Here is a 23,791-nt window from a genome sequence, read left to right on the forward strand (position 1 = left end):
TTACAGGCTCTCGGATCCGGTCAGGCGCAGGAGGGTCTTGCGCAGGATGGGGCTGTCGGCCTGGGCTTCGAAGCCCTTGGCCCAGACTTGGCGGGCTTCGCGGCGTTTGCCGTTGGCCCAGAGGACTTCGCCCAGGTGGGCGGCGACTTCATGGTCGGGGAAGCGTTCGAAGGCCAGGCGCAGCTGGCGCTCGGCTTCCTCGAGGTTGCCGGTGCGATAGGCGATCCAGCCCAGGCTGTCGAGCACGGCCGGGTCGTCCGGGGTGAGCTGGTGGGCTTTTTCGATCAGCGCCTTGGCTTCGCCGTAGCGGGTGGTGCGGTCGGCCAGGGTGTAGCCCAGGGCGTTGAGGGCCATGGCGTTTTCCGGCTCGCGGGCGATGATGGCGCGCAGGTCTTTTTCCATTTGCACCAGGTCGTTGCGCTTCTCGGCGAGCATGGCCCGGGTGTAGAGCAGGTTGAGGTCGTCGGGGTAGCGCTTGATTGCCTGCTCCAGCACTTGGGCTGCCTGGGTTTCCTTGCCGTTGTTGCCCAGGCTTTCGGCCTCGATCAGATACAGCTGGATGGCGTAGTCCGGCTGCGCCTCGCGGGCCTCGGCGAGCAGTTTCGAGGCTTCGGCGCTGCGGCCGTTGGCAATCAGGATATCGGCCTGGCGCAGTTGTGCCGGCAGGTAGTCCGGGCCGGGGCCGACCAGGGCGTACTCGCGCAGGGCGGCGGCTGGTTGGCTGCGTTCTTCACGGATACGGCCGAGGTTGAGGTGGGCGGCATCGACATTGGCGTCACGCTCGACCAGTTCCTGCAGGTAGCCTTCGGCCTCGTCCCAGTGTTTGGTTTCCAGGCATACCAGGGCCAGCGAGTAGCGGATCTCGTCGTCTTCCGGGTATTGCTGGAGCAGGCTTTCGAACTCGGCCTTGGCGTCGTCGATGCGGTCCTGCTCGACCAGGGTGCGCGCGTAGGTCAGGCGCAGGCGCTTGTCTTCGGGGTTGTCGCGGATTGCGCCGCGCAGCAGCGGCAGGGCCTCCGGACCGCGCTCCAGGGCCTGCAGCAGGCGGGCGCGCAGCAGCACCGGGGCGATCTCGCCATTCTGTGGCGGGTGGGCTTCGAGCAGGTCGAGGGCCTGTTGCGGCTTGTCATCCTGGTTCAGCAGCAAAGCCTTGCCAAACACCAGCTGGCTGTTCTCGGGGTACTTCACCAGCAGGCGGTCGAAGCTTTGCATCAAGCCGTCGCGGGTATGCTGGTCGGTCTCGGCGGCCGACAGGGCGAGGAAGTCGAAATGGGTATCGCCCTGGCCTTGCAGCACCTTCTCCATATAAGTCATGGAGTCGTCGTAACGCCCGGCGCGGGCCAACTGGATGGCGGCGGCGCGCTGGGCGTCGAGGTTCTGCGGGTCGTTGCGGGCCCAGATCAGCGCGGTGTCCAGGGCCGGTTCGTCGGCGCCCAGGTACTCGGCGATGCGATAGGCACGTTCGGAGACGGCCGGGTCCTGGGTCTTTTCGGCCTGATCGACGTAGTTGGCCAGGGCGATGTCGAAGCGGTTGCGCTGGCCAGCCAGCTCTGCCACCAGCAGGCTGTACAGGGTGTCCTGCTTGAACGATCCGTACACCACGGGCTTTTCCGCGCTCTTGCCGGCGTCGGCGGCGGGCGTCTGGACGTCCGTCTTCGGGGCCAGGCTCTGGCAGCCTTGAAGCAGGGCGAGGGCAAGCAGCAATGCGTAGGATTTGTTCATAGGGGCTTAATAAAGAGGCTAAACCGGCGGTCGGAGCATGATGACACAAGCGCGATGGCAAACCCACCTGCGAAGCATCAGGTTAACTGCGACCATGGCCGGGGGCTGGAGGTTCCGGTATCGGGCTGATGATCGTGTTGACGCGGTCGGCGCAGCCGCGGTGCGAGCGCTTCGAGGCTACGGCGATTAGGCCGGTCGATCAGGTCAATAGCGAACGGTGGTTGTTCTGGAACCTGCGAAGTAGGACAATTATCGGCTTCACGTCCCAACCAGCGATCTTGCATGGCCTTTCTTGCCCTTGGTATCAACCATAAGACTGCCTCGGTAGACGTACGCGAGCGCGTGGCGTTTACGCCCGAGCAGCTGGTCGATGCCCTGCAGCAGCTGTGCCGACTGACCGCCAGCCGCGAAGCGGCGATCCTGTCGACCTGCAACCGTAGCGAACTCTACATAGAACAGGACCACCTTGCCGCCGATGCCGTGCTGCAATGGCTGGCCGACTATCACCAGTTGAGCCTCGACGAACTGCGCGCCAGCGCCTACGTCCACGAGGAGCATGACGCGGTCCGGCACATGATGCGCGTGGCCTCCGGCCTCGATTCGCTGGTGCTCGGCGAGCCGCAGATCCTCGGTCAGATGAAATCGGCCTACGCCGTGGCGCGCGAGGCCGGCACTGTCGGCCCGCTGCTTGGGCGCCTGTTCCAGGCCACCTTCAGTGCCGCCAAGCAGGTGCGCACCGATACCGCCATCGGTGAGAACCCAGTGTCGGTGGCGTTTGCCGCAGTCAGCCTGGCCAAACAGATCTTCTCCGACCTGGGCCGCAGCCAGGCGCTGCTGATCGGCGCCGGCGAGACCATCACCCTGGTCGCCCGCCACCTGCACGAGCAGGGCGTGCGGCGTATCGTCGTGGCCAACCGTACCCTGGAGCGCGCCAGTATCCTCGCCGAACAGTTCGGTGCCCATGCGGTATTACTGGCGGACATCCCGCAGGAGCTGGCCAACAGCGACATCGTCATCAGCTCCACCGCCAGCCAGTTGCCGATCCTGGGCAAGGGCGCGGTGGAGAGCGCGCTGAAGCAGCGCCGGCACAAGCCGATCTTCATGGTCGACATCGCCGTGCCGCGAGACATCGAGCCGCAGGTCGGCGAGCTGGACGACGTTTACCTCTATACCGTCGACGACTTGCATGAAGTGGTCGCGGAAAACCTCAAGAGCCGCCAGGGCGCGGCCCAGGCCGCCGAGGAGCTGGTATCGGCGGGCGCGGACGATTTCATGGTGCGCCTGCGCGAGCTGGCGGCGGTGGACGTGCTCAAGGCCTACCGCCAGCAAAGCGAGCGCCTGCGCGACGAGGAACTGCAAAAGGCCCAGCGCCTGCTGGCCAACGGCGGCAACCCCGAGGACGTGCTCATGCAGCTGGCCCGGGGCCTGACCAACAAGCTGTTGCATGCACCCAGCGTGCAACTGAAAAAGCTCTCCGCCGAAGGCCGCCTCGATGCGCTGGCCATGGCCCAGGAACTCTTCGCCCTCGACGAGGGCTCGACGGACAAATCCCCGCAATGAAAGCGTCGCTGCTGAACAAACTGGACACGCTCCAGGACCGCTTCGAGGAACTCACCGCGCTGCTCGGTGATGCCGAAGTCATTTCCGACCAGACGCGCTTTCGCGCCTATTCCCGTGAATATGCCGAAGTCGAGCCGGTGATCGGCGCCTATAAAGAGTGGCGCAAGGTTCAGGACGACCTTGAAGGCGCACAGGCGCTGCTCAAGGACGCCGACCCCGATCTGCGCGAGATGGCGGTCGAGGAAGTGCGTGAAGCCAAAGAGCTTTTGGTGGGCCTGGAGTCCCAGCTGCAGCGCATGCTGCTGCCCAAGGACCCCAACGACGGGCGCAACGTGTTCCTGGAAATCCGTGCCGGTACCGGTGGCGACGAAGCGGCGATCTTCTCCGGCGACCTGTTCCGCATGTACTCGCGCTATGCCGAAAAGCGCGGCTGGCGCCTGGAGATCCTCTCCGAGAACGAAGGCGAGCACGGTGGCTACAAGGAGATCATCGCCCGGGTCGAAGGGGACAGCGTCTACGGCAAGCTGAAGTTCGAGTCCGGCGCGCACCGTGTGCAGCGTGTGCCGGAAACCGAGTCGCAAGGCCGTATCCATACCTCCGCCTGCACCGTGGCGGTGTTGCCCGAGCCTGACGAGCAGGTGGCGATCGAGATCAACCCGGCCGACCTGCGCGTGGACACCTACCGCGCATCCGGTGCCGGCGGCCAGCACGTCAACAAGACCGATTCGGCGATCCGTATCACCCACTTGCCCACCGGCATCGTGGTCGAGTGCCAGGAAGAACGTTCGCAGCACAAGAACCGTGCCCGTGCCATGTCCTGGCTCTCGGCCAAGCTCAACGACATGCAGACCAGCGCAGCGCAGAACGCCATCGCCAGCGAGCGCAAGCTGCTGGTCGGCTCGGGCGACCGCTCCGAACGCATCCGTACCTACAATTATCCGCAGGGCCGGGTCACCGACCACCGCATCAACCTCACCCTTTACTCGCTCGACGATATTCTCGCCGGTGGCGTAGACGCGGTGATCGAACCGTTGCTGGCCGAATACCAGGCCGACCAGCTGGCTGCCCTGGGGGACTGAGATGACCATCATCGCCAGCTTGTTGCGCAATGCACAGTTGCCCGACTCGCCGACCGAACGGTTGGACGCCGAGTTGCTCCTGGCCGCGGCCCTGGGCAAGTCGCGCAGCTACCTGCACACCTGGCCCGAGCGCATCGTCAGCAGCGAGGCGGTAGCCGCCTTCGCCAGCTACCTCGAGCGCCGGCGCGCCGGTGAACCGGTGGCCTATATCCTCGGCCAGCAGGGGTTCTGGAAGCTGGACCTGGAAGTGGCGCCGCACACGCTGATCCCGCGCCCGGACACCGAGCTGCTGGTGGAGACCGCCCTGGAGCTGGTTTCGCCCAAGCCCGCCCGGGTGCTCGACCTGGGCACCGGCACCGGGGCCATCGCCCTGGCCCTGGCCAGCGAGTGTCCCGGTTGGCAGGTGACGGCGGTGGACCGTATCGACGAGGCCGTGGCCCTGGCCGAGCGCAACCGCCAGCGCCTGGGCCTGGGCAATGTCCAGGTGCGTGCCAGCCACTGGTTCGACGCCCTCGCCGGTGAACGTTTCGACTTGATCCTCAGCAACCCGCCCTACATCCGCGCCGCAGATCCGCATCTGGTGGCCGGTGACGTGCGTTTCGAACCCAGCAGCGCACTGGTGGCCGGTGAAGACGGGCTGGACGATCTGCGCGTGATCGTCGCCCAGGCGCCAGGGCATCTGGTGCCCGGCGGCTGGCTGCTGCTCGAACATGGCTACGACCAGGCCCCGGCGGTACGCGAACTGCTGGCGGCCAGCGGCTTCATCGAGGTCGCCAGTCGTACCGATTTGGGCGGCCACCAGCGTATCAGCCTGGGGCACCTGCCATGCTGAGCGACCTGGAACTGTTGCGTTACAGCCGGCAGATCCTGCTGTCGCAGGTGGACATCGACGGCCAGTTGCGCTTGAAGCACGGCAAGGCGCTGGTGATCGGCCTTGGCGGTTTGGGCTCGCCGGTGGCGCTGTACCTGGCCGCTGCCGGTGTCGGCCAATTGCACCTGGCCGATTTCGACACCGTCGACCTCACTAACCTGCAACGCCAGGTCATTCACGACAGCGACAGCGTCGGCATGAGCAAGGTGGATTCGGCGATCAAGCGCTTGCAGGCGATCAACCCGGAAATCACCCTGGTCGCCCATCGCCGGGCGCTGGACGAGGATTCGCTGGCCGCCGCCGTGGCGGCGGTGGACGTGGTGCTGGACTGTTCCGATAACTTCGGCACTCGGGAAGCGGTCAATGCCGCCTGTGTCTTGGCCGGCAAGCCGTTGGTCAGCGGTGCGGCGATCCGGCTCGAGGGCCAGTTGTCGGTGTTCGACACACGGCGTGACACCAGCCCCTGTTACCACTGCCTGTATGGCCATGGCAGCGAAGCCGAACTGACTTGCAGCGAGGCCGGGGTGATCGGTCCGTTGGTGGGGCTGGTCGGTAGCCTGCAAGCACTGGAGGCCCTGAAGCTGCTGGCAGGTTTTGGCGAGCCACTGGTGGGTCGCCTGTTGCTGATCGACGCCTTGAGTACTCGCATGCGCGAGCTGCGGGTCAAGCGCGACCCTGCCTGCGCCGTATGCGCCACGCGCCATGGCTGAGCGCACGGCGCCGGTGGGCGTGATGGACTCCGGCGTCGGCGGCTTGTCGGTGCTGGCCGAAATCCAGCGCCTGCTGCCCAACGAGTCCTTGTTGTACGTGGCCGACAGCGGCCATGTGCCGTATGGCGAGAAATCGCCGGACTACATTCGCCAGCGCCTGCGGCATATCGCCGGGTTTTTCCACGAACAGGGCGCCAAGGCCATGGTGCTGGCGTGCAACACCGCCACCGTGGCCGCGGTGGCCGACCTGCGCGAGCTGTACCCGGACTGGCCGCTGGTGGGCATGGAGCCGGCGGTCAAGCCAGCAGCGGCGGCGACCCGCTCCGGCGTGGTTGGCGTGCTGGCGACCACCGGCACCCTGCAGAGCGCCAAGTTCGCCGCGTTGCTCGATCGCTTCGCCAATGACGTGCGGGTGATCACCCAGCCTTGCCCTGGCTTGGTCGAGCGCATCGAGGCGGGGGATCTTGCCAGCGAGCAATTGCGCCAGTTGCTGTCGGGCTATGTGAAGCCTTTGCTGGCAGCCGGTTGCGACACCTTGATCCTGGGCTGTACGCACTATCCGTTCCTGCGGCCGATGCTGGCCGAGATGGTGCCGGCGCAAGTGGCGATCATCGACACGGGCGCTGCCGTGGCGCGCCAACTGCAGCGTTTGCTGGGGGCGCATGAGCTGCTCAGCGAAGGGCCGCCGCGGGCGACGGCATTCTGGAGTAGCGGCGAGCCAGGCAACCTGCAGAAAGTCCTGCCGTTGTTGTGGAAGCGCCCCGCTTGCGTGCAGCGCTTCCTGCCTTGAAACGTGCGGTCAACTGCGCTTCGGTAACGGCCACAGCTCGCCTGGATCGATAACCTCCAGCACCAGCTCGGGTTGGCGCTGATCCAGGCGTGCCAGCAACTCTTGCGCGGCGCTTTGCGCCGTCCAGGGCTCCGGAACGGCTTGCACCGAGGTTGCCGGGGCCTTCAGCGATTGAGGCCCCACCACGGTCAGATCGATGCCCAGCGTGTGCAGAGCGTTGCGTTGCTCGCTCAGCCATGTTGGCAGGCTATTGCCGCCACTGAGCGGTTGATTCGGCTCGAACAGCTGCAATGCCGAATAGCGGCTGAGGATGGCCATGACCTGCGGTTTCGCGCCCTTGGCCAACAACGGTAGCGCGGCGCTCAGGCACTGGTACGTGGCTTGTTGGTTGCTGCTGACGATCTGCTCGAACAGATCTGCAGCCGTCACATCGTCGCCCAGGTAATCGCAGGTCCCGGCATTGATGATCAGGCCGTCGAGCCCATCCAATTGCGCCTGAAGCCGCTGGCTGGCGTCCTGCAAGGGGCCGAAAAGTCGCAGCAAGCGTGTGCCGTGACGTGCCCCCAAGGTATCGAGTTCCTGGCTATCCCTGCCACTGGCGGCCACCGTGTGCCCCTGTGCGAGCAACTGTTCCACCAAGGCCAGGCCAATTCCATGGCTGGCTCCTGTAATCCAGAAACGACGTGTCATGCTCTATGCCCCTGATCCTGCCAGCTGGACAAGCTTTTGAAGGCTTCCAATGCGCGTTGGCGGCTGCTATCGAGATCGACTATCGGGTTCGCGTAATGATTTGTAGCAAATAGATCGGCAGATTTCACTGGGTAATGAATCGATTTATCGTCCTTTTCTTCCAGTTCGGGCAGCCATCGCCGAATGAACGCACCTTTCGGGTCGAAGCGTTGTGACTGGGTAACGGGGTTGAAGATCCGGAAATAGGGCACCGCGTCGGTACCGGTCGACGCGCTCCACTGCCAGCCGCCGTTGTTGGCGGCCAGGTCGCCGTCTATCAGGTGACGCATGAAATGCCGTTCGCCAAGCCGCCAGTCGATCAGCAGGTTCTTGCTGAGGAACATGGCGACGATCATGCGCAGGCGGTTGTGCATCCAGCCGGTGTGCAGCAACTGACGCATGGCGGCATCGATAAGGGGGAAGCCGGTGCGCCCTTCCTTCCAGGCCTGCAGATCGTCGGGCGCGTCGCGCCAGGGCAGTGCTTCTGTCTGCAGGCGGAAGGCGCGATGACGCGAGACGCGGGGGTAGCCGACCAACGTGTGCTTGTAGAACTCCCGCCACAACAGCTCGTTGATCCAGGTCTGCACACCGACGCCACCGCTGTCGAACTCACCCTGGTTGCTCGCCAGGGCCGCGTGCAGGCACTGGCGTGGCGAGATCACACCCGCCGCCAGGTAGGGAGAAAGTTGGCTGGTGCCAGCCTTGGCGGGTAGGTCGCGCAGGTGCGCGTAATCCTCGACGGTCTCGGCGACGAAGCGCTGCAGCCGTTGCCGTGCTTCATCCTCACCGGCGGGCCAGAGCTGGCGCAGGGCATCGGACGGGGTATCGAAGCCTTCGATATGCTCGGGAATGGCGTCGCTGTCGATCCCCAAGGCATGTTGACGCTGTACGGGTCGAGCAAGGGGCGGCAGGCTGCGATGCAGATGTTCCAGGCAGACCCGTTTGAACTGGCTGAAGACCTGAAAATACTGGCCGCCGCGGGTCAGTACGCTGCCGGGCCGGAACAGCAACTGGTCGAGGTGAGCGATTGCGTCGATGCCGACCTGTTGCAACAAATCGCGGGTCGCCTCGTCACGCCGGGTCTCGTTGAGGCCGTATTCATCGTTCCAATGCACGGCTTCGATAGCGTGTTGGCGGCAGACATCGAGCACGCATCGAGGAACTTGATCCCAGCTGTCGGTCTGGCGTATCAGCAGGGGCACGTTCAGCGCCTCCAGCGACTGGCGCAGCGTTCGCAGGTTGCGCAGCCAGAAGTCGACCTTGCAGGGCGCGTCATCATGGGCCAGCCACTGGCCGGGGCTGGCGACCCAGAGGGCCAAGGTCGGGCCGCGCTGGCAGGCGGCCGTTAGAGCGGTGTTGTCGTTGACACGCAGGTCACTGCGTAGCCAGATCAGTTGCATGGAATGCGAGCCCAAGGTTGGTCAGGGTTGCTGAAGGCCGCGCAAGGCGGCTTGCGGGCTGTCGAACAGGTGCAGGTCGGGTAGCGACAATGCGCGTAGTTCGCTCTCATGAAGAGTGACCGTGCCGCCGCCCAGGAGTTTCCTCACGTTGATTTCACGCAGCATGCGGGCCAGCGCGACGAGGTCAGGGCGGCGTCCGAGATGCAGCAGCAGTGCTTGTGGCCGCAGCCGCTCCACGGCCAGGCGCAACTGGCGAGGCTCGACAGACCACTCGAGAATCTCCAAGGGGTAGCCATGGCTGCTCAGCAGCCAGGCACAGAGCCAGAACTCCGGGTCGAAGGGGGTATCGTCGGTGCGGGCGAGCAGTACGCAGGGGCCGGCGAGCGAGTGGCCATCGTGATAGATCCTCGCCCCTAGCTTGCTGCGCAGCCAGGTCTGGAAGAACACCTGTTCCAGGCGGGCGTCGAAATGGGTTTGCCAGCGTAGGGTGAGCGCCTCGAGCAGGGGCAAGAACAGGCGTTCGCAGACCGTCACGGCAGGGTAGAGGGCCATCACCTGGTTCAACAGTTGGTCCAGGGGACGCTGGGCAAGGTGGGCGATCGATGCGATCAGTTGTTCGGTACGATCGCCCCATTCGCCTTGCAGAGCTGTTGGGGCGCTCGTCGTGTTGTCCAGCAGCTCGCACACTTGACTGATTGCCGCGCCGCGCTCGAGCCAGCGTAGTGCGGCCTGGACCCGCTGCACCTGGTCTTGTGGGTAGAGGCGATGGCCCTTGGGGGTGCGCTGAGGCTTGATCAGGCCGTAGCGACGCTCCCAGGCGCGCAGGGTGACTGGGTTGACGCCGGTCAGGCGGGCCACTTCGCCGATGGGTAACAGTTGGTCAGATGGCATTGCGCAGCCCGAGGTCTTCCGGATGGGGTTGCAGGTAGGCTTGTTGCAGCAGGTAAGGATCGGGATAGCTGCGCAGGTGATGCTTGAGCAGGGTCAAGGGCACGACCAATGGCACCACGCCTTTCTGGTACTGGCCGATGACCTGTCGCAGCTCCTCCTTGTCCGCCTGGCCCAAGTCGTTGCGCAGGTAGCCGCTCAGGTGCTGCAGTACATTGCCGTGGGTGCCGCGGCTGGCGCAGCGGCGCAATGCCTGCATCAGGTGACTGAAGTAGCGTGGGCCGAGCTGCGCCGGGTCATCGTCGCGGCGCATGCTGCCAAGCAGGCGGCCCAACTGGCGATAGCCCTGCGGATTGTGGGCCATCAGCAAATATTTGTAGCGAGCGTGGAAGTGGATCAATGCGCCACGGCTCAGCCCTTGCTGCAGCAGTTGCTGCCAGTCGGCGTAGGCGTAGACCCGGGCGATGAAATTTTCCCGCAGCACTGGATCGTGCAGGCGACCTTCCTCCTCGACCGGCAGGTCCGGACGCCGCTCGCAGAATGCCGCGGCATAGGCACCACGTCCCCCCTGGTGGGCAGGACGGCCATCCTCCTGGTAGACCTTCACCCGTTCAAGCCCGCAAGACGGCGATTTCTGCATGAAAATGTAGCCGCAGATGTCGTCGAGCTGGTCGGCCATCTGCTCCCCGTAGGCGCGTAGCGGGCCGGCGAAGTCGGTGCTGCTGTTGCGCGTGCCGGTGACTGCCGGATGCTCGGGATCACCGACCAGGCGAATGGGCTCGCGCGGCGTTCCCAGACCGATAGCGACCTCGGGGCATAACGGTACCCAGTCGAAATGTCCATCGAGCAGGTCCAGACACAGGCTTGAGGCTTTGTGGCCTGCGTTGTAGCGCACATTCAAGCCGGTCAGGCAGGCACTGATGGCCAGGCGTGGCTTGCGGCTGGAAAGGGGAGCGTTCATCGCGGTCTCCGAAATACCTGTACAGAAGGAGCAGTTTGTACAAGTCAATTTCAGCACAGATGAAAACTTATACAAGCATAATTTTTGTATAAGTCTTGCGCACGCTTACTCGAGGTGCTCCAGCAGACGCCTGGCGGCCTCCTGGCCGCTGAGCCAGGCACCTTCGACGCGCCCGGACAGGCACCAGTCGCCACAGGCGTACAGGCCCAGGTCGGCATCGGCCAGTGTGCCCCATTCGTGGTTGACCGCAGGGCGGGCGTACAGCCAGCGGTGGGCGAGGGCGAAGGTGGGCGCGGGCACCACGCAGCCAACCAGTTCGGCGAATGCTCCCCACAGTTGCTCGATCACTTCCTCCTTGGGCAGGTCGATGTGCTGCTTGCTCCAGTTGGAGGTGGCGTGCAGCACCCAGGTGTCGAGTTGCTCGTCGCGGCCTGGTTTGCTGCGGTTGCGGGCCAGCCAGTCGAGCGGGTTGTCCTGCACGAAGCAGCCCTGCATCGGGGTTTCCAGCGGTGTCTGGAAGCCCAGGGCGATGGCCCAGGTCGGCTCCATTTGCACGCCGGCGGCGACCGCCGCGAGCTTGGGCGCGGCGGCCAACAAGGGGGTGGCCTGGGGCGCAGGTACGGCGATCACTACCCGGCTGAATGGCCCGTGGCTGCAACCTTCGGTGTCCTGCAGGTGCCAGTACTGCTTGCCGCGGAACACCTCGGCGATGCGGCAGCCGAAGTTCACCGTGACATCCTTGAGTAGGCCGCGAGTGATGGCGCTCATGCGCGGCACGCCGACCCAGCGCGTCTGTTCGTCGGGGGAAGGGGTCAGTTGGCCATCGCGGTAGTTGTACAGCTGCGGCTTCCATTGTTCGGCCCAGCCTGAAGCGACCCAGTGCTGAACCTGCTCGACAAACCGCCGGTCACGGGCAGTGAAATACTGCGCGCCCAGGTCGAGGGCTCCGGCGTCACTGCGCTTGCTGGCCATGCGGCCACCGCTGCCATGGCCCTTGTCGAACAGGTGGACGGTCTGCCCGGCCTTCTGCAGGGCCTGGGCTGCGGACAGGCCGGCGATACCGGCTCCGATGATGGCGATGGGTACTGTCATGATGGCCTCTTCGAACCTAGCTTCACGCAGCGTACGCTGCCCAGCAAACCTGTACAATGCACAATGTTTGTATAAGGTTATTCCGCTCGATAGGCTGGTGGCCTATGTTTATCCGAGAGCGATCGGTCAAAAAAGTGCCTTGATCTTAAAAATAGACCACGGCTGCCAAGTGTGAGGACACAGCCATGCATATATTGCTGACCGGCGGTACCGGCCTTATCGGCCAACACCTGTGCCAACGGTGGCTAGGCGAGGGCCATCGGCTGACGGTCTGGAGCCGCAGGCCGGAACAGGTGGCGAAAATCTGTGGCACTGGAGTGCGTGGCGTCGCGCGGCTGGACGATATCGCCGAGGACGACACAGTGGATGCGGTCATCAACCTGGCCGGTGCGCCCATCGCCGATCGGCCCTGGACTGCGGCGCGGCGCACTCTGCTCTGGGCCAGCCGGGTGGCGCTCACCGAACAGTTGCTGGCCTGGCTGGAGAGTCGTGAGCAGAAGCCGTCGGTGCTGGTTTCAGGCTCTGCGGTGGGTTGGTACGGCGATGGTGGCGAGCGCGAGCTTACGGAGACTTCGGCGCCGGTGAAGGAGGACTTCGCCAGCCAGCTGTGCATCGCCTGGGAGGAGACCGCGCTGCGTGCCCAGGCATTGGGGATCCGCGTGGTGCTGGTGCGTACCGGCCTGGTGCTGGCAGCCGATGGCGGCTTTTTGTCGCGCCTGCTCCTGCCCTACAAACTGGGCCTGGGCGGGCCTCTGGGCGATGGCCGGCAGTGGATGCCTTGGGTGCATATCGACGATCAAATCGCCTTGATTGATTTTCTCATGCAGCACAAGGATGCGAGCGGTCCTTATAATGCCTGCGCGCCGGAGCCGGTGCGCAATCGGGAGTTCGCCAAGCGTCTGGGCCGTACCTTGCATCGCCCGGCGTTCATGCCGATGCCGGCCCTGCTGCTCAAGGCCGGGCTTGGTGAATTGTCGACCCTGCTGCTCGGTGGCCAGCGCGCCCGTCCGGTGCGCTTGCTGGCGGCAGGTTTCACGTTCCGCTTCAACGATCTGCAATCGGCCCTGGACAACCTGTCCAGCCGCCTCTGACATAGGACGCTGCATGACCGATCACGCTCTGCTGTTGGTCAACCTGGGCTCGCCGGCCTCCACCTCGGTGGCCGACGTGCGCCGTTACCTCAACCAATTCCTCATGGACCCGTATGTGATCGATCTGCCTTGGCCGGTGCGGCGGTTGCTGGTGTCGCTGATCCTGATCAAGCGGCCGGAGCAGTCGGCCCATGCCTACGGGTCGATCTGGTGGGATGAAGGTTCACCCTTGGTGGTGCTGACCCGCCGCCTGCGCCAGGCGATGCTCGAGCATTGGCCCCATGGCCCGGTGGAGATCGCCATGCGCTATGGCGAGCCGGCACTGCCTGACGTGCTCGAGCGCCTGGCCACGCAAGGTGTGCGCAAGGTGACGTTGGCACCGCTTTATCCACAGTTCGCCGACAGTACCGTGACCACGGTGGTGGAGCTGGCGAAGCAGACCATCGCCGAGCGCCGGCTGCCCTTGCAGACTCGCGTGCTCCAGCCGTTCTACGAGCATCCCGACTATATCGAGGCATTGGCCGCCAGTGCCCGCCCGTACCTGGAGCAGGACTACGATCACCTGCTGCTTAGCTTCCATGGTTTGCCCGAGCGGCACCTGAAAAAGCTCGACCCCACCGGCAACCATGACTTCCAGGCGGCCGACTGCTGCAAGGACGCCAGCGCCGAGATGCGCGCGGTGTGCTATCGCGGCCAGTGCCTGGCCACAGCCAGGGCGTTCGCTACGAAGATGGGCATACCCGACGGCAAGTGGTCGGTGTCGTTCCAATCGCGTCTGGGTCGGGCCAAGTGGATCGAGCCCTATACCGAAACGCGGCTTGATGAGCTGGGCAAGGCGGGAGTGAAGAAGTTGCTGGTGATGTGCCCGGCGTTTGTCGCCGACTGCATCGAGACACTGGAAGAGATCGGCATGCGCGGCAGCGAGCAGTTCATCGAGGCCGGCGGCAAGGAACTGGTGCTGGTGCCGTGCCTGAACGATCACCCGGAGTGGGTGAGGGTACTGGCGGGGATGTGCGAAAAGGCCTGAGCAAGTGTTCGTGGGAACGGGGCTAGCCCGCTCCCACGAACGCCGCGGTCCGATCAGGGCAACTGATCATCCAGCTTCTTGTTCTTCCAGCCATCATTGCCCGGCAGGATCAGGTTCAGGGCAATGGCCACCACGGCGCACAGAGCGATGCCCTTCAGGCCCCAGTCGTCCGGGCCGTCACCGCTACCGATCAGCACGCCGCCGATACCGAACACCAGAGTCACCGAGACGATCACCAGGTTGCGGGCTTCGGCCAGGTCGATCTTGTGGCGGATCATGGTGTTCATGCCCACCGCGGCGATCGAACCGAACAGCAGGCAGAGAATGCCGCCCATCACCGGTACCGGAATGCTCTGCAGCAATGCGCCGAACTTGCCGATGAAGGCCAGGGTGATGGCGAATACCGCCGCCCAGGTCATGATCTTCGGGTTGTAGTTCTTGGTCAGCATCACCGCGCCGGTCACTTCGGCGTAGGTGGTGTTGGGCGGACCACCGAACAGGCCGGCCGCGGTGGTGGCCAGGCCATCACCGAGCAGGGTGCGGTGCAGGCCCGGCTTCTTGAGGTAGTCCCGACCGGTCACGCTGCCCACGGCGATCACGCCGCCGATGTGCTCGATCGCCGGGGCCAGGGCCACCGGTACGATGAACAGGATCGCCTGCCAGTTGAACGCTGGCGCGGTGAAATTCGGCACTTCCAGCCATGGTGCCGCGGCGATCTTGGCGGTGTCGACCACGCCGAAGGCGAACGACAGGGCGAAGCCGACGAGCACACCGGCAATGATCGGCACCAGGCGGAAGATGCCCTTGCCGAACACCGCAACGATCAGCGTGGTCAACAGGGCCGGCATGGAGATCAGCATGGCGGTCTTGTACGGCATCAGCGCAGCGCCGTCGCCACCTTTGCCCATCGCCATGTTGGCGGCGATCGGCGCCATGGCCAGGCCGATGGAGATGATCACCGGCCCGATCACTACCGGCGGCAGCATGCGGTCGATGAAGCCGGTGCCCTTGATCTTCACCATCAGGCCCATGAAGGTGTACACGAAGCCTGCAGCCATGACGCCGCCCATGGTCTCGGCCAGGCCGAACTGGCCCTTGGCGAGGATGATCGGGGTAATGAAGGCGAAGCTCGAAGCCAGGAAAACCGGGACTTGACGGCCCGTGACCAGCTGGAACAGCAGGGTGCCGATACCGGCGGTGAACAGTGCCACGTTGGGGTCGAGGCCGGTGATCAGCGGCATCAGCACCAGCGCGCCGAATGCCACGAAGAGCATCTGCGCGCCCGAAACGACCTGGCGCCAGAGCGGGTCGTTGAAGCCGTCCTGCATGGTCAGGCGTCCTTCTGCTTGGTGCCGAAGATCTTGTCGCCGGCATCACCCAGGCCCGGCACGATGTAGCCGTGCTCGTTGAGGCGCTGGTCGATCGAGGCGGTGTAGATCTGCACGTCCGGGTGGGCTTTTTCCACCACCTCGATGCCTTCGGGCGCCGCGACCAGGACCATGGCGCGGATTTCCTTGCAGCCGGCTTTTTTCAGCAGGTCGATGGTGGCGACCATCGAGTTGCCGGTGGCCAGCATCGGGTCGATGATCAAGGCCAGGCGCTGGTTGATGTCCGGCGCGAGCTTTTCGAGGTAGGTATGGGCTTCGAGGGTCTCTTCGTTGCGGGCCACGCCCACGGCGCTGACTTTGGCGCCCGGGATCAGGCTGAGCACGCCGTCGAGCATGCCGATGCCGGCGCGCAAAATCGGCACCACGGTGATCTTCTTGCCGGCGATTTTCTCGACCTGCACCTTGCCGCACCAACCGTCGATCTCGTAGGTTTCGAGCGGCAGGTCCTGGGTGGCTTCATAGGTCAGTAATGCACCGACTTCCTGGGCGAGTTCGCGAAAATTCTTGGTGCTGATATCGGCACGGCGCATCAGGCCGAGCTTGTGGCGGATCAGCGGATGGCGGATCTCACGAGTAGGCATAGGGGGAGGGCTCCGGGAGGCGGGCAAAAAAACCGCGCTAGATTAATCTATTCAGTCTTTGATGTCGTGCAGTCATTGTGCACGTTAGTCCATAAAGGCTTGATCTGGGACGAGCGGATGCGTACCTTTGCCCGCTTTTCCAAAACGCACCCCCTGGAGAGCGCCATGTCCGCCGATCTCGAGCATATCCGTCAAGTGATGCGCGAGGCTGATTGCCTGTACAACGAAGCCGAGGTCGAGGCCGCCATCGCCGAGGTCGGCAAGCAGATCTGCAAGGATCTGCACGACAAGAACCCGGTGGTCTTCTGCGTGATGAACGGTGGCCTGATCTTCTCCGGCAAGCTGCTGACTCACCTGCAGTTCCCGCTGGAGGCCTCATACCTGCACGCCACCCGCTATCGCAACACCACCAGCGGTGGCGAGCTGTTCTGGAAGGCCAAGCCCGAAGTGTCGTTCATCGACCGTGATGTGCTGATCGTCGACGACATCCTCGACGAGGGCCACACCCTCAGCGCCATCATCGAGTTCTGCAAGCACGCCGGCGCGCGCGCCGTGCATACCGCGGTGCTGATCGACAAGGATCACGACCGCAAGGCCAGCCCGGACCTGAAGGCCACCTACACCGGCTTGTCGTGCGTCGATCGCTACGTCTTCGGCTACGGCATGGACTACAAGGGCTACTGGCGCAACGCCAACGGCCTCTTCGCCGTCAAGGGGATGTGAGCATGCGCCAGCCTGCGTTCCTCGATCAGTCGTTGTTCGTCGGGCTGGCACAAAAGGCCGCCGAGAGTCCGCGTGGCCGCCAGCACCACAACTTCCACCAGATGGAAGAGCCCTGCCACCGCATGGCGGTGGGCTTGCAGCCAGCCACCTACATCCCACCGCACAGGCACCTGAGTGACGACAAGGCCGAGGTCTTGATCGTCCTGAAAGGGCGTTTGGGTTTGCTGATCTTCGATGACCTGGGACAGGTCACCGACAAACGTGTGCTGCAAGCGGGCGGCGAGTGTCTTGGGGTCGACCTGGTGCCTGGCACCTACCATGGCCTGGTGGTGCTTGAGGCCGACAGCGTCATGTTCGAGTGCAAGGCCGGGCCGTACCGGCCGGTGGGCGAGGGGGAGCACGCTCATTGGGCGCCGCGTGAAGGTGAAGCGGGTGTTGCCGAGTATCACGCCTGGATGCGCGCGCAGTTCGATTGAGCTTGCGCCCAGTCTTGAGCCCGCTCCCTCACCTCAGGAGCGGCTTGCTCCGCGACAGGGCCTGTGCGTAGAGTGCCTGCTCATGCCAAGGAGCCACACATGCGTGCGATCGTCCCCCTCCTGCTGGCGGTGAGCCTGCCACTCTCGGCCGCCCCGCTGCACAGCCAGTTCCTCCCGCCTGACGACCTGTCCCTGCGCCAGGAGGCACCGGCCAGTCAGCAATTGCTGCAGGTCACCGACTACACCGTGGTGGTGGGCACCCAGCGCCAGTCCGACCAGCAACCCATCCCGATCACTTCGTCCTTGCAGATGCGCTTGAAGGGCAAGCCGTTGAGCAAGGGTTCAACCATCGCCCAGGTGCTGCTCAACTTTGATGGCGAAGGCGGCAAGAGCCTGAAAAAGCCGGTCTACGACGACAAGAGCCGGACCCTGACCCTCAACTATCCGATGGCCGATTATCGGGTGATCATGGACCTTTTGCGCAACGAAACCCTGTACGTGCAGTTCCTCACCTACGCCAACGGTCATGTCTGGGCCGACCTGCACACCGGCACCGTACGAACGCGTTGAGGCTCGCCGTCGCCGGGGGGTAAACTGCCGGCCTTCGAAAATGTCCGTGATGGTCCAGTTGGAGTCGGCGATGCGTAAAGACAAGAAACAAGTGATTGGTGACGAGATCAGCGACGAGTACATCAAGACGTTCCTGCAATTCGAGCCGGCCGATGGCCTGACCTCGCCTTCGCACCACAAGCTGATCAAAGGCTACCGCGGCCTGCGCGTCGATGACTTCGAGCGTTACGTCGGCTTTTTCGTCGCCGCCGGCTATGACTTGGACGGCAAGGACGAACATGGCAAGACCTTCGCCGAGGCCATCGCCGACCAGCGCAATGCGCCGGAGTACATCGAGATCATCGAAAAAGCCCGCGGCTGACCTGGCAAGCCCGCTCTGCGGGCGCGTCCCAGGCACAAAAAAACGCCCCGAGGGGCGTTTTTTCGTTTCAGCCGGATCAGGCGTAATGCTTGGCCGGGCTGCTTTCCACCAGCTCCAGGGCCGCGTCGTTGTCGGCGCTGATCTTGTGGTACAGGGCCGCGTCGGTGGCCAGGGTCTTCTCACGGGCGGGGAAGATTTCCTTGAGCTTGGCGGCCCAGGCGCCCTTGGCCTGCTCGGGGAAGCAGCGCTCGATCAGCTCGAGCATGATCGACACGGTCACCGAGGCGCCCGGCGATGCGCCCAGCAGCGCGGCCAGGCTGCCGTCTTCGGCGGATACCAGCTCGGTGCCGAACTGCAGGATGCCGCCTTTCTTCGGATCCTTCTTGATGATCTGCACGCGCTGGCCGGCGACTTCCAGGCGCCAGTCCTCGGCTTTCGCCTCTGGGTAGAAGCGGCGCAGCGACTCCAGGCGCTGCTCCATCGACTGCATCACTTCGCTGACCAGGTACTTGGTCAGGTCCATGTTGTCACGGGCCACGGCCAGCATCGGGCCGATATTGCCCATGCGCACCGACAGCGGCAGGTCCATGAACGAGCCGTGCTTGAGGAACTTGGTGGTGAAGCCGGCGTATGGCCCGAACAGCAGCGATTTCTTGCCGTCGACCACGCGGGTGTCCAGGTGCGGCACCGACATCGGCGGGGCGCCGACGGCGGCCTGGCTGTAGACCTTGGCCTGGTGCTGCTTGACGATCTCCGGATTGTCGCAACGCAGCCACTGGCCGCTGACCGGGAAGCCGCCGAAGCCCTTGCTTTCCGGGATGCCGGACACCTGCAGCAGGGGCAGGGCGGCGCCGCCGGCACCGAGGAAGACGAAGCGGGCGTCCACTTCACGGCTGCCGCCGCTGTTGACGTCCTTGATGCTCACGGTCCAGCCGCTGCCGTTGCGGCGCAGGCCGACGACCTTCTTGCTGTACTTGACCTGGGCATCCGGCGAGTCGCCAAGCAGCTTGAGGAGCTTGTTGGTGAGGGCACCGAAGTTGACGTCGGTGCCTTTCATCACGCGGGTGGCGGCGATGTGCTGGTCGGCCGGGCGGCCTGGCATCATCAGCGGCATCCAGTCCTTCATCACGGCCTTGTCTTCGGTGTATTCCATCTCGGCGAAGGCGTGGTGCTGCTTGAGCAGCTCGAAACGCTTCTTGAGGAACGAAACGCCCTTGTCACCTTCGACGTAGCTCAGGTGCGGCACCGGGTTGATGAAGGCGCGCGGCGAGCCGAAGTTGCCTTTGCGGCTCAGGTAGGCCCAGAACTGGCGTGAAACCTCGAACTGGGTGTTGATGTGCACGGCCTTCTTGATGTCGATGCTGCCATCGGCGGCCTGCGGGGTGTAATTGAGCTCGCACAGGCCAGCATGGCCGGTACCGGCGTTGTTCCAGGGGTTGGAACTCTCCGCGGCTCCGGAGTCCATCGCCTCGACGACCTCGAGCTTCAGGGTCGGGTCGAGCTCCTTGAGCAGTACGGCCAGGGTGGCACTCATGATGCCCGCGCCTACCAGTACCACATCAACCGATTCGTTCTGCGCCATTAACGCGTCTCCACAATCTACAGCACCTAATTGACAGCATAGGATCCCTGGGTTGGCCAGGATCGCCATGTCCGACTCTTCGCAGTTCTTGCAACTTCCGCGGACACCGCCAATCAGTCTTGGGTGTTCGGCTATTGAACGCCCATTGCCACGGGTGCGGCAATTCGACTTATGGTCAAGTGGTCCGTCGTGCGTTATGGACCGGCCTCAGGCGTTCATCAGGGATGAGCGCTTTTGCCGTCTGTTCAGGGCTGTTCGGTACACATCTGCCGCTCTTGCACATGCCAGACTGTTCATTTGCTCGCCACACTCTCGTGAAGTTGTGAAAAACCGTTTTTTCACGCTCTTTTGGAGTCGTGAACCTCAAAAGTGGACTGCGCGATGGCAACCCGCAGGTTCATGCGCAGCGGACGGCCGGAAACAGCAGGCACGACAGCCAATGCAAGACCTGAGTGGAAGGCTCTCTGTGGGCGAAGCGTCGAGGGTGCCGGGTTGAAGCGGCGAATGCGGGGCCCGATCAGGAGACGTCCTTATAATCGGGGGGAGATTATAACGATGTCGCGGGCGGAAAGGGCGTACTTGTTGGGTTTTTATTGCAGCGTTTGTCAGGCCGCGAGGGTGCGTTGCTGCCAGCGGCGCGTTGCACCGTTGCAAATCCGGGCGCTGGCCGGTAGCGGGCGGCCCAGCCAGGCCAGTCGCGCTTCGCGAACCTGCACCCAGGTGCCGTTGCCCGGCGGTGTGGCGCACTGCTTGAAGGCCAGGCAGGTGCCATCGCTGTCGAGGCGGGCGTAGGTGGCGTGGCGCGGGCGGTGGAAGAGCAGGGTCCAGAGCGAGGCCATGGCGGGGCGTCCTGTGTGTGAGGGCTGGCGCAAGGATAAACGCAGGGGCATGAAACGATTGTGACAAGCGGGCCGGGCCGATGGCTGGCGTGTGGTGCGCTGGGTATACTGTGGGCCTTTGCCGCTTTTTCTGGAGAAATGCGCATGTTGCAACGTCTGTTGGTCGGTTTGTTCGCGGTGGCCAGCCTGAGCCTGGCCGGTTGTGCCCACAGCCCGCAGCAACTCAGCCCGCAACCCAAGCTCACCCAGCAATTGGCCCCGGTCGGCCACGGCCAGCCGGTGGTGGTCAGGGTCGTCGACGGGCGTGCCTCGCAGTCGCTCGGCACCCGTGGTGGCATGTACCCCGAGACCAGCACCATCACCGTCAGTGGCAATGACGTGGTGCCCAAGCTGCAGGCCCAGGCCGAGGCGGCGGTGCGCCTGCTGGGCTTCACCCCGACGCCGAATGCCGGCAATGCCCCGCAGTTGACCGTGACCCTGGCCGAGCTCAAGTACCAGTCGCCCAAGGACAAGATGTACGTGACCGAGGCGACCATCGGTGCCACCTTCCGCGCTGACGTATCGAACGCCAACCGTCGCTACAGCGGCCGTTACGGTGCCTCGTTGGACCAGCGCTTCGGCATGGCGCCGAACCAGGAAACCAACACCAAGCTGGTGAGTGACGTGCTCAGCGATGCCCTGACCCGTCTTTTCAAAGACCCGACCATCGGTCAGGTGCTGGGCGAGTAAGCGCCGATACCGCGTAGAAAAGCCCGCTGCCTGCGAAACAGGCAGCGGGCTTTTTCATGGCTGTATCTAGTGTGGTGTTTCACAAATAACGACCATAACTCGCGAGTGATTGGTCGTATTTGCAAAACACCACACTAGGGCCGGGTCAGGCGGCCTGGACGTGAAAATCCAGCAGGCTGATGCCGGTATGCGGGTCGATCTCCGGCAGATCGTCGTGGGCATGCCCGCCCAGTGCGCAATACACCAGCCATTGGCGGTCTTGGACGTTGATCGCGAAGCCGTCGATCAGCGCCTGTTGTTCGTCGCTCTGGGCCACGAGGTAGAGGCGGTCCTGGTTTTCGGCGTGCAGCATGACAAGCTCCGGTCAGTTGAAGGCCGACAGAGTGGCCTGTCTTGATGACGAGCGTGTGACAGATGAAATTAGATGACAGCTGGTCGCAAAGTGGCGGTGGTTGAAGTGGGCTTGGGTAGAATGCCGGGCTTTGCCGCACGTGATACCGAGGTCGCGTAATGTCGTTGCAAGTGCTCTGGGGCTTTCTGGCCGCCCATCCGGCCAAGCTGATCAATCTTTTGGCTTTGCTGATCACCTGCCCGGGCGGGCTGCTGCTGCACGGCGCCCGACGCCGCGAGGCGCTCGCCAGGGAAAGCCTGGCAGTGGATGAAGGCGTGGTGGATGCGCTTGAGCAGCGGGTGCCGCGCTACTACTACATCCTGGGCTTCTGCTGCCTGGCGATGGCGTTGCTGCTGTCCTGGTTCAGCACCTGGATCTGAATCGCTGATGTCGACCCTGTAGGAGCGGCTTCAGCCGCGATCCAGGCAACGCGGTGCCTGGCACCCTCTTTGCGGGTGATCGCGGCTGAAGCCGCTCCTACAGGTGTGTTGTCAGGCTGAAGTGGGCTGACGCTTTACCTGATACTGGTTACGCACCGGCGTCGCATACTGCTGTACCAGGTACGGCTGCTGCTCGACCGGGCAGGCATCCAGCCGGCGCTGCCATTCTTCCTTGGCCTTGGCCAGTTCATCGGCCGGGAACAGCTTTTCCGCGCTCGGCACTTCGAGTGCCGCATCCTTCTCCGCCCACATCGCATAGGCCAGGTAATGCACCGGGAACAGCCGGTAGCCGCCGAGGATCTGCCGGTCGATGGCCTGCGCAAGTTGCTTGGTGTCCTCGTGGTACTCGGTCACCGGGGGCGCGAAGTTGATGTGGACCCGTCCTTTGTAGCCGGTGATGCCCTGGGCGATGCTGTTGTCGTCCTCGCCCGGCGCCTTCTTGTAGGTGCCGGTGGTGGCGCGGATGTACAGCTCGCGGGCCTTGGCCTGGTCGCAGGGGTCGTATTCGTAGCTGATCGACACGGGGATCAGGTTCAGGCTCTGGATCACCGCGCCGAACGGTTCGTCTTTGCGGCTCATGTGGAACATTTTCAGGATCGCCGAATCGGTACGGTCGTCGCCGTCCTTGGCGCGGCCTTCGGCCTGGGCGATCCAGATCGATGCGCCATCGTTGCGGATCGAGTGGTTGATGTAGGCCGAGAGCAGCTGGTAGGCGGCCAGTTTCTCGCGGCGGCCGCTGATCGAGCGATGCACGATGAAGCTCTTGTTCAAGCGCATCATGTCGCTGACGAACGGCTTTTGCAGCAGGTTGTCGCCGATGGCGATGCGCGGTGTCGGCAGGCCGGCGTGGTACACCGCATAGTTGACGAAGGCGGGGTCCATCACGATGTCACGGTGGTTGGCCAGGAACAGGTAGGCGGTACCGGACTTGAGCTGTTCGACGCCGCTATAGGTGACGCCGTCGGTAGCGCGGTCGATGGTGCGGTCGACGTAGTACTCGACCTTGTCCTGAAGCGTGGACACGCAGGTCACGCCGGCGAATTCCTTGCGCAGGCGTCGGGCGATCAGCGGTTTGAGCAGCCAGCCGAAGGCACCCGCCGCGCGCGGAAAGCGGAAGTGGGTGAGGATATCGAGGAATGCCGGGTCGCTGAGCAGGCGTGCCAGAACGGCAGGGACCTCAGCGTCGTCGTACGGTCGGATGGCATCGAATTCGCCCATCATGCTCTCTTGTTGGAAACGGCTAGGGTAAATAGGTAGGGGCGGGCTCCGAAAAACGGCTCGGACGCTCACAGGCCCTGTAAACAGACCGGCAATTATACGCACAAGTCACTCTGGAGGCCGCGATGCTGGAAACTGCGATCTACGATTGTCCTTATTGTGGTGAGGAAGTCGAAACCACGGTGGATCTGTCCGGCGGCGACCAGGAATACATCGAGGACTGCCAGGTGTGCTGCAAGCCCATTCGTTTCGTGCTGCAGGTGCATGGTGAGGAGTGGATGCTGGATGTCTACGGTGAGAACGACTGATGCGACGAATCTATGAGCCGGAAAGCCTGCTAGAGGCCCAGGTGCTGGTGGGCATGCTGGCCAGCGAAGGCATCGAGGTACACCTGGTCGGGCGCGACCTGATGGGCGGCGTGGGCGAGTTGCCGATGCAGGGATTGCTCGGTCTGGCGGTACCGGACGAACAGGCCGGGTACGCACGCCAGCTGATCGATGAGTACAATGCCGCTCAGCCGCTTGCCGGTGACGAGCCGGAGAGTTATCCCGGAACACTGATCTGCTAGGTTTT

27 protein-coding genes are annotated in these 23,791 nt (G+C 64.0%); 15 read left to right on the forward strand and 12 right to left on the reverse strand.

The genetic code is table 11. The features are described 5' to 3' along the window. Positions 1-1,722 carry a tetratricopeptide repeat protein gene (locus KSS90_RS04410; protein ID WP_217868358.1) on the reverse strand — a complete coding sequence of 574 codons (1,722 nt, stop codon included), beginning with the start codon at positions 1,720-1,722 and terminating at the stop codon, positions 1-3. Between the two features lie 282 nt (positions 1,723-2,004). On the opposite strand from KSS90_RS04410, the gene hemA reads away from it, so the two are divergent. Genes hemA through murI form a run of 5 tightly spaced genes read left to right on the forward strand, consistent with a single transcriptional unit; the run spans position 2,005 to position 6,732 of the window. Continuing rightward, a complete protein-coding gene (gene hemA / locus KSS90_RS04415) occupies positions 2,005-3,282 on the forward strand; it encodes a glutamyl-tRNA reductase (RefSeq protein ID WP_038707349.1) in 1,278 nt (425 codons plus the stop codon). Beyond that, positions 3,279-4,361 (forward strand): peptide chain release factor 1, encoded by a 1,083-nt coding sequence (gene prfA / locus KSS90_RS04420; RefSeq protein WP_023632111.1) that lies wholly within the window; start codon positions 3,279-3,281, stop codon positions 4,359-4,361. The genes hemA and prfA overlap by 4 nt, the downstream gene beginning before the upstream one ends. A 1-nt stretch (position 4,362) precedes the next feature. Next, positions 4,363-5,193, forward strand: a complete 831-nt coding sequence (prmC, locus tag KSS90_RS04425) for a peptide chain release factor N(5)-glutamine methyltransferase (RefSeq protein ID WP_217868359.1) — start codon at positions 4,363-4,365, stop codon at positions 5,191-5,193. After that, positions 5,187-5,942, forward strand: coding sequence for a molybdopterin-synthase adenylyltransferase MoeB (locus KSS90_RS04430; protein ID WP_217868360.1), 756 nt, complete (start codon positions 5,187-5,189; stop codon positions 5,940-5,942). Before prmC ends, KSS90_RS04430 begins: the two co-directional genes overlap by 7 nt. Beyond that, positions 5,935-6,732, forward strand: a complete 798-nt coding sequence (murI, locus tag KSS90_RS04435) for a glutamate racemase (RefSeq protein WP_217868361.1) — start codon at positions 5,935-5,937, stop codon at positions 6,730-6,732. Before KSS90_RS04430 ends, murI begins: the two co-directional genes overlap by 8 nt. Before the next feature lie 9 nt (positions 6,733-6,741). Here the strand turns inward: murI and KSS90_RS04440 are convergent, their stop codons facing one another. The 5 genes from KSS90_RS04440 to KSS90_RS04460 all read right to left on the reverse strand — a co-directional run bounded on the left by KSS90_RS04440 (position 6,742) and on the right by KSS90_RS04460 (position 11,802). Further along, complete coding sequence (locus KSS90_RS04440) at positions 6,742-7,422, reverse strand: SDR family oxidoreductase (protein WP_217868362.1); 681 nt, start codon at positions 7,420-7,422, stop codon at positions 6,742-6,744. After that, complete coding sequence (phrB, locus tag KSS90_RS04445; protein WP_217868363.1) at positions 7,419-8,861, reverse strand: deoxyribodipyrimidine photo-lyase; 1,443 nt, start codon at positions 8,859-8,861, stop codon at positions 7,419-7,421. Before phrB ends, KSS90_RS04440 begins: the two co-directional genes overlap by 4 nt. Positions 8,862-8,882: 21 nt before the next feature. Continuing rightward, the gene (locus KSS90_RS04450) at positions 8,883-9,752 is read right to left on the reverse strand and encodes a MerR family transcriptional regulator (RefSeq protein WP_217868364.1); all 870 of its coding nucleotides are present in this window, start codon (positions 9,750-9,752) and stop codon (positions 8,883-8,885) included. Then, positions 9,742-10,710, reverse strand: coding sequence for a DUF523 and DUF1722 domain-containing protein (locus KSS90_RS04455; RefSeq protein ID WP_217868365.1), 969 nt, complete (start codon positions 10,708-10,710; stop codon positions 9,742-9,744). The genes KSS90_RS04450 and KSS90_RS04455 overlap by 11 nt, the downstream gene beginning before the upstream one ends. A gap of 105 nt (positions 10,711-10,815) precedes the next feature. Beyond that, the gene (locus KSS90_RS04460) at positions 10,816-11,802 is read right to left on the reverse strand and encodes an NAD(P)/FAD-dependent oxidoreductase (RefSeq protein WP_217868366.1); all 987 of its coding nucleotides are present in this window, start codon (positions 11,800-11,802) and stop codon (positions 10,816-10,818) included. A gap of 185 nt (positions 11,803-11,987) precedes the next feature. Here KSS90_RS04460 and KSS90_RS04465 point away from each other — a divergent pair, with 185 nt between their 5' ends. Both KSS90_RS04465 and hemH read left to right on the forward strand, forming a co-directional pair. Next, a complete protein-coding gene (locus tag KSS90_RS04465) occupies positions 11,988-12,893 on the forward strand; it encodes a TIGR01777 family oxidoreductase (protein ID WP_217868367.1) in 906 nt (301 codons plus the stop codon). A 13-nt stretch (positions 12,894-12,906) separates the two neighbouring features. Then, complete coding sequence (hemH, locus tag KSS90_RS04470) at positions 12,907-13,920, forward strand: ferrochelatase (RefSeq protein WP_217868368.1); 1,014 nt, start codon at positions 12,907-12,909, stop codon at positions 13,918-13,920. Positions 13,921-13,973: 53 nt separating this feature from the next. Here the strand turns inward: hemH and KSS90_RS04475 are convergent, their stop codons facing one another. Both KSS90_RS04475 and upp read right to left on the reverse strand, forming a co-directional pair. Continuing rightward, the gene (locus tag KSS90_RS04475) at positions 13,974-15,248 is read right to left on the reverse strand and encodes a uracil-xanthine permease family protein (RefSeq protein ID WP_217868369.1); all 1,275 of its coding nucleotides are present in this window, start codon (positions 15,246-15,248) and stop codon (positions 13,974-13,976) included. 2 nt (positions 15,249-15,250) lie between these two features. Next, positions 15,251-15,889 carry a uracil phosphoribosyltransferase gene (upp, locus tag KSS90_RS04480; protein WP_023630748.1) on the reverse strand — a complete coding sequence of 213 codons (639 nt, stop codon included), beginning with the start codon at positions 15,887-15,889 and terminating at the stop codon, positions 15,251-15,253. Between the two features lie 165 nt (positions 15,890-16,054). On the opposite strand from upp, the gene KSS90_RS04485 reads away from it, so the two are divergent. The 4 genes from KSS90_RS04485 to KSS90_RS04500 all read left to right on the forward strand — a co-directional run bounded on the left by KSS90_RS04485 (position 16,055) and on the right by KSS90_RS04500 (position 18,019). Further along, a complete protein-coding gene (locus KSS90_RS04485) occupies positions 16,055-16,612 on the forward strand; it encodes a hypoxanthine-guanine phosphoribosyltransferase (protein WP_023630749.1) in 558 nt (185 codons plus the stop codon). 2 nt (positions 16,613-16,614) lie between these two features. Continuing rightward, positions 16,615-17,088: a WbuC family cupin fold metalloprotein gene (locus KSS90_RS04490; protein WP_217868370.1), complete on the forward strand. Its 474-nt coding sequence runs from the start codon at positions 16,615-16,617 to the stop codon at positions 17,086-17,088. Between the two features lie 99 nt (positions 17,089-17,187). Beyond that, positions 17,188-17,658: a hypothetical protein gene (locus tag KSS90_RS04495; RefSeq protein WP_217868371.1), complete on the forward strand. Its 471-nt coding sequence runs from the start codon at positions 17,188-17,190 to the stop codon at positions 17,656-17,658. A gap of 70 nt (positions 17,659-17,728) precedes the next feature. After that, positions 17,729-18,019, forward strand: coding sequence for a PA4642 family protein (locus KSS90_RS04500; protein ID WP_217869736.1), 291 nt, complete (start codon positions 17,729-17,731; stop codon positions 18,017-18,019). Positions 18,020-18,095: 76 nt separating this feature from the next. On the opposite strand, the gene mqo is transcribed toward KSS90_RS04500, so the two are convergent. Together mqo and KSS90_RS04510 are read right to left on the reverse strand one after the other, a co-directional pair. Then, a complete protein-coding gene (gene mqo, locus KSS90_RS04505) occupies positions 18,096-19,601 on the reverse strand; it encodes a malate dehydrogenase (quinone) (protein WP_217868372.1) in 1,506 nt (501 codons plus the stop codon). 605 nt (positions 19,602-20,206) lie between these two features. After that, positions 20,207-20,440, reverse strand: a complete 234-nt coding sequence (locus KSS90_RS04510; RefSeq protein ID WP_217868373.1) for a hypothetical protein — start codon at positions 20,438-20,440, stop codon at positions 20,207-20,209. A gap of 144 nt (positions 20,441-20,584) precedes the next feature. On the opposite strand from KSS90_RS04510, the gene KSS90_RS04515 reads away from it, so the two are divergent. Next, entirely contained in the window at positions 20,585-21,169 is a 585-nt protein-coding gene (locus KSS90_RS04515) for a YajG family lipoprotein (RefSeq protein ID WP_217868374.1), read from the forward strand. Between the two features lie 145 nt (positions 21,170-21,314). On the opposite strand, the gene KSS90_RS04520 is transcribed toward KSS90_RS04515, so the two are convergent. Further along, entirely contained in the window at positions 21,315-21,521 is a 207-nt protein-coding gene (locus tag KSS90_RS04520) for a hypothetical protein (protein WP_046857121.1), read from the reverse strand. Positions 21,522-21,679: 158 nt separating this feature from the next. Between KSS90_RS04520 and KSS90_RS04525 the strand changes: the two genes are divergently transcribed. After that, a complete protein-coding gene (locus KSS90_RS04525; RefSeq protein WP_217868375.1) occupies positions 21,680-21,940 on the forward strand; it encodes a hypothetical protein in 261 nt (86 codons plus the stop codon). A 111-nt stretch (positions 21,941-22,051) separates the two neighbouring features. Here KSS90_RS04525 and KSS90_RS04530 read toward each other — a convergent pair whose 3' ends face one another. Then, entirely contained in the window at positions 22,052-23,218 is a 1,167-nt protein-coding gene (locus KSS90_RS04530) for a 1-acyl-sn-glycerol-3-phosphate acyltransferase (RefSeq protein WP_023630963.1), read from the reverse strand. A gap of 125 nt (positions 23,219-23,343) precedes the next feature. On the opposite strand from KSS90_RS04530, the gene KSS90_RS04535 reads away from it, so the two are divergent. Further along, positions 23,344-23,526: a CPXCG motif-containing cysteine-rich protein gene (locus tag KSS90_RS04535; RefSeq protein ID WP_010225771.1), complete on the forward strand. Its 183-nt coding sequence runs from the start codon at positions 23,344-23,346 to the stop codon at positions 23,524-23,526. Then, positions 23,526-23,786: a putative signal transducing protein gene (locus tag KSS90_RS04540; protein WP_217868376.1), complete on the forward strand. Its 261-nt coding sequence runs from the start codon at positions 23,526-23,528 to the stop codon at positions 23,784-23,786. Before KSS90_RS04535 ends, KSS90_RS04540 begins: the two co-directional genes overlap by 1 nt. Positions 23,787-23,791 lie beyond the last annotated feature (5 nt).

It is taken from the genome of Pseudomonas maumuensis (genome assembly GCF_019139675.1).
Lineage (GTDB): Bacteria > Pseudomonadota > Gammaproteobacteria > Pseudomonadales > Pseudomonadaceae > Aquipseudomonas > Aquipseudomonas maumuensis.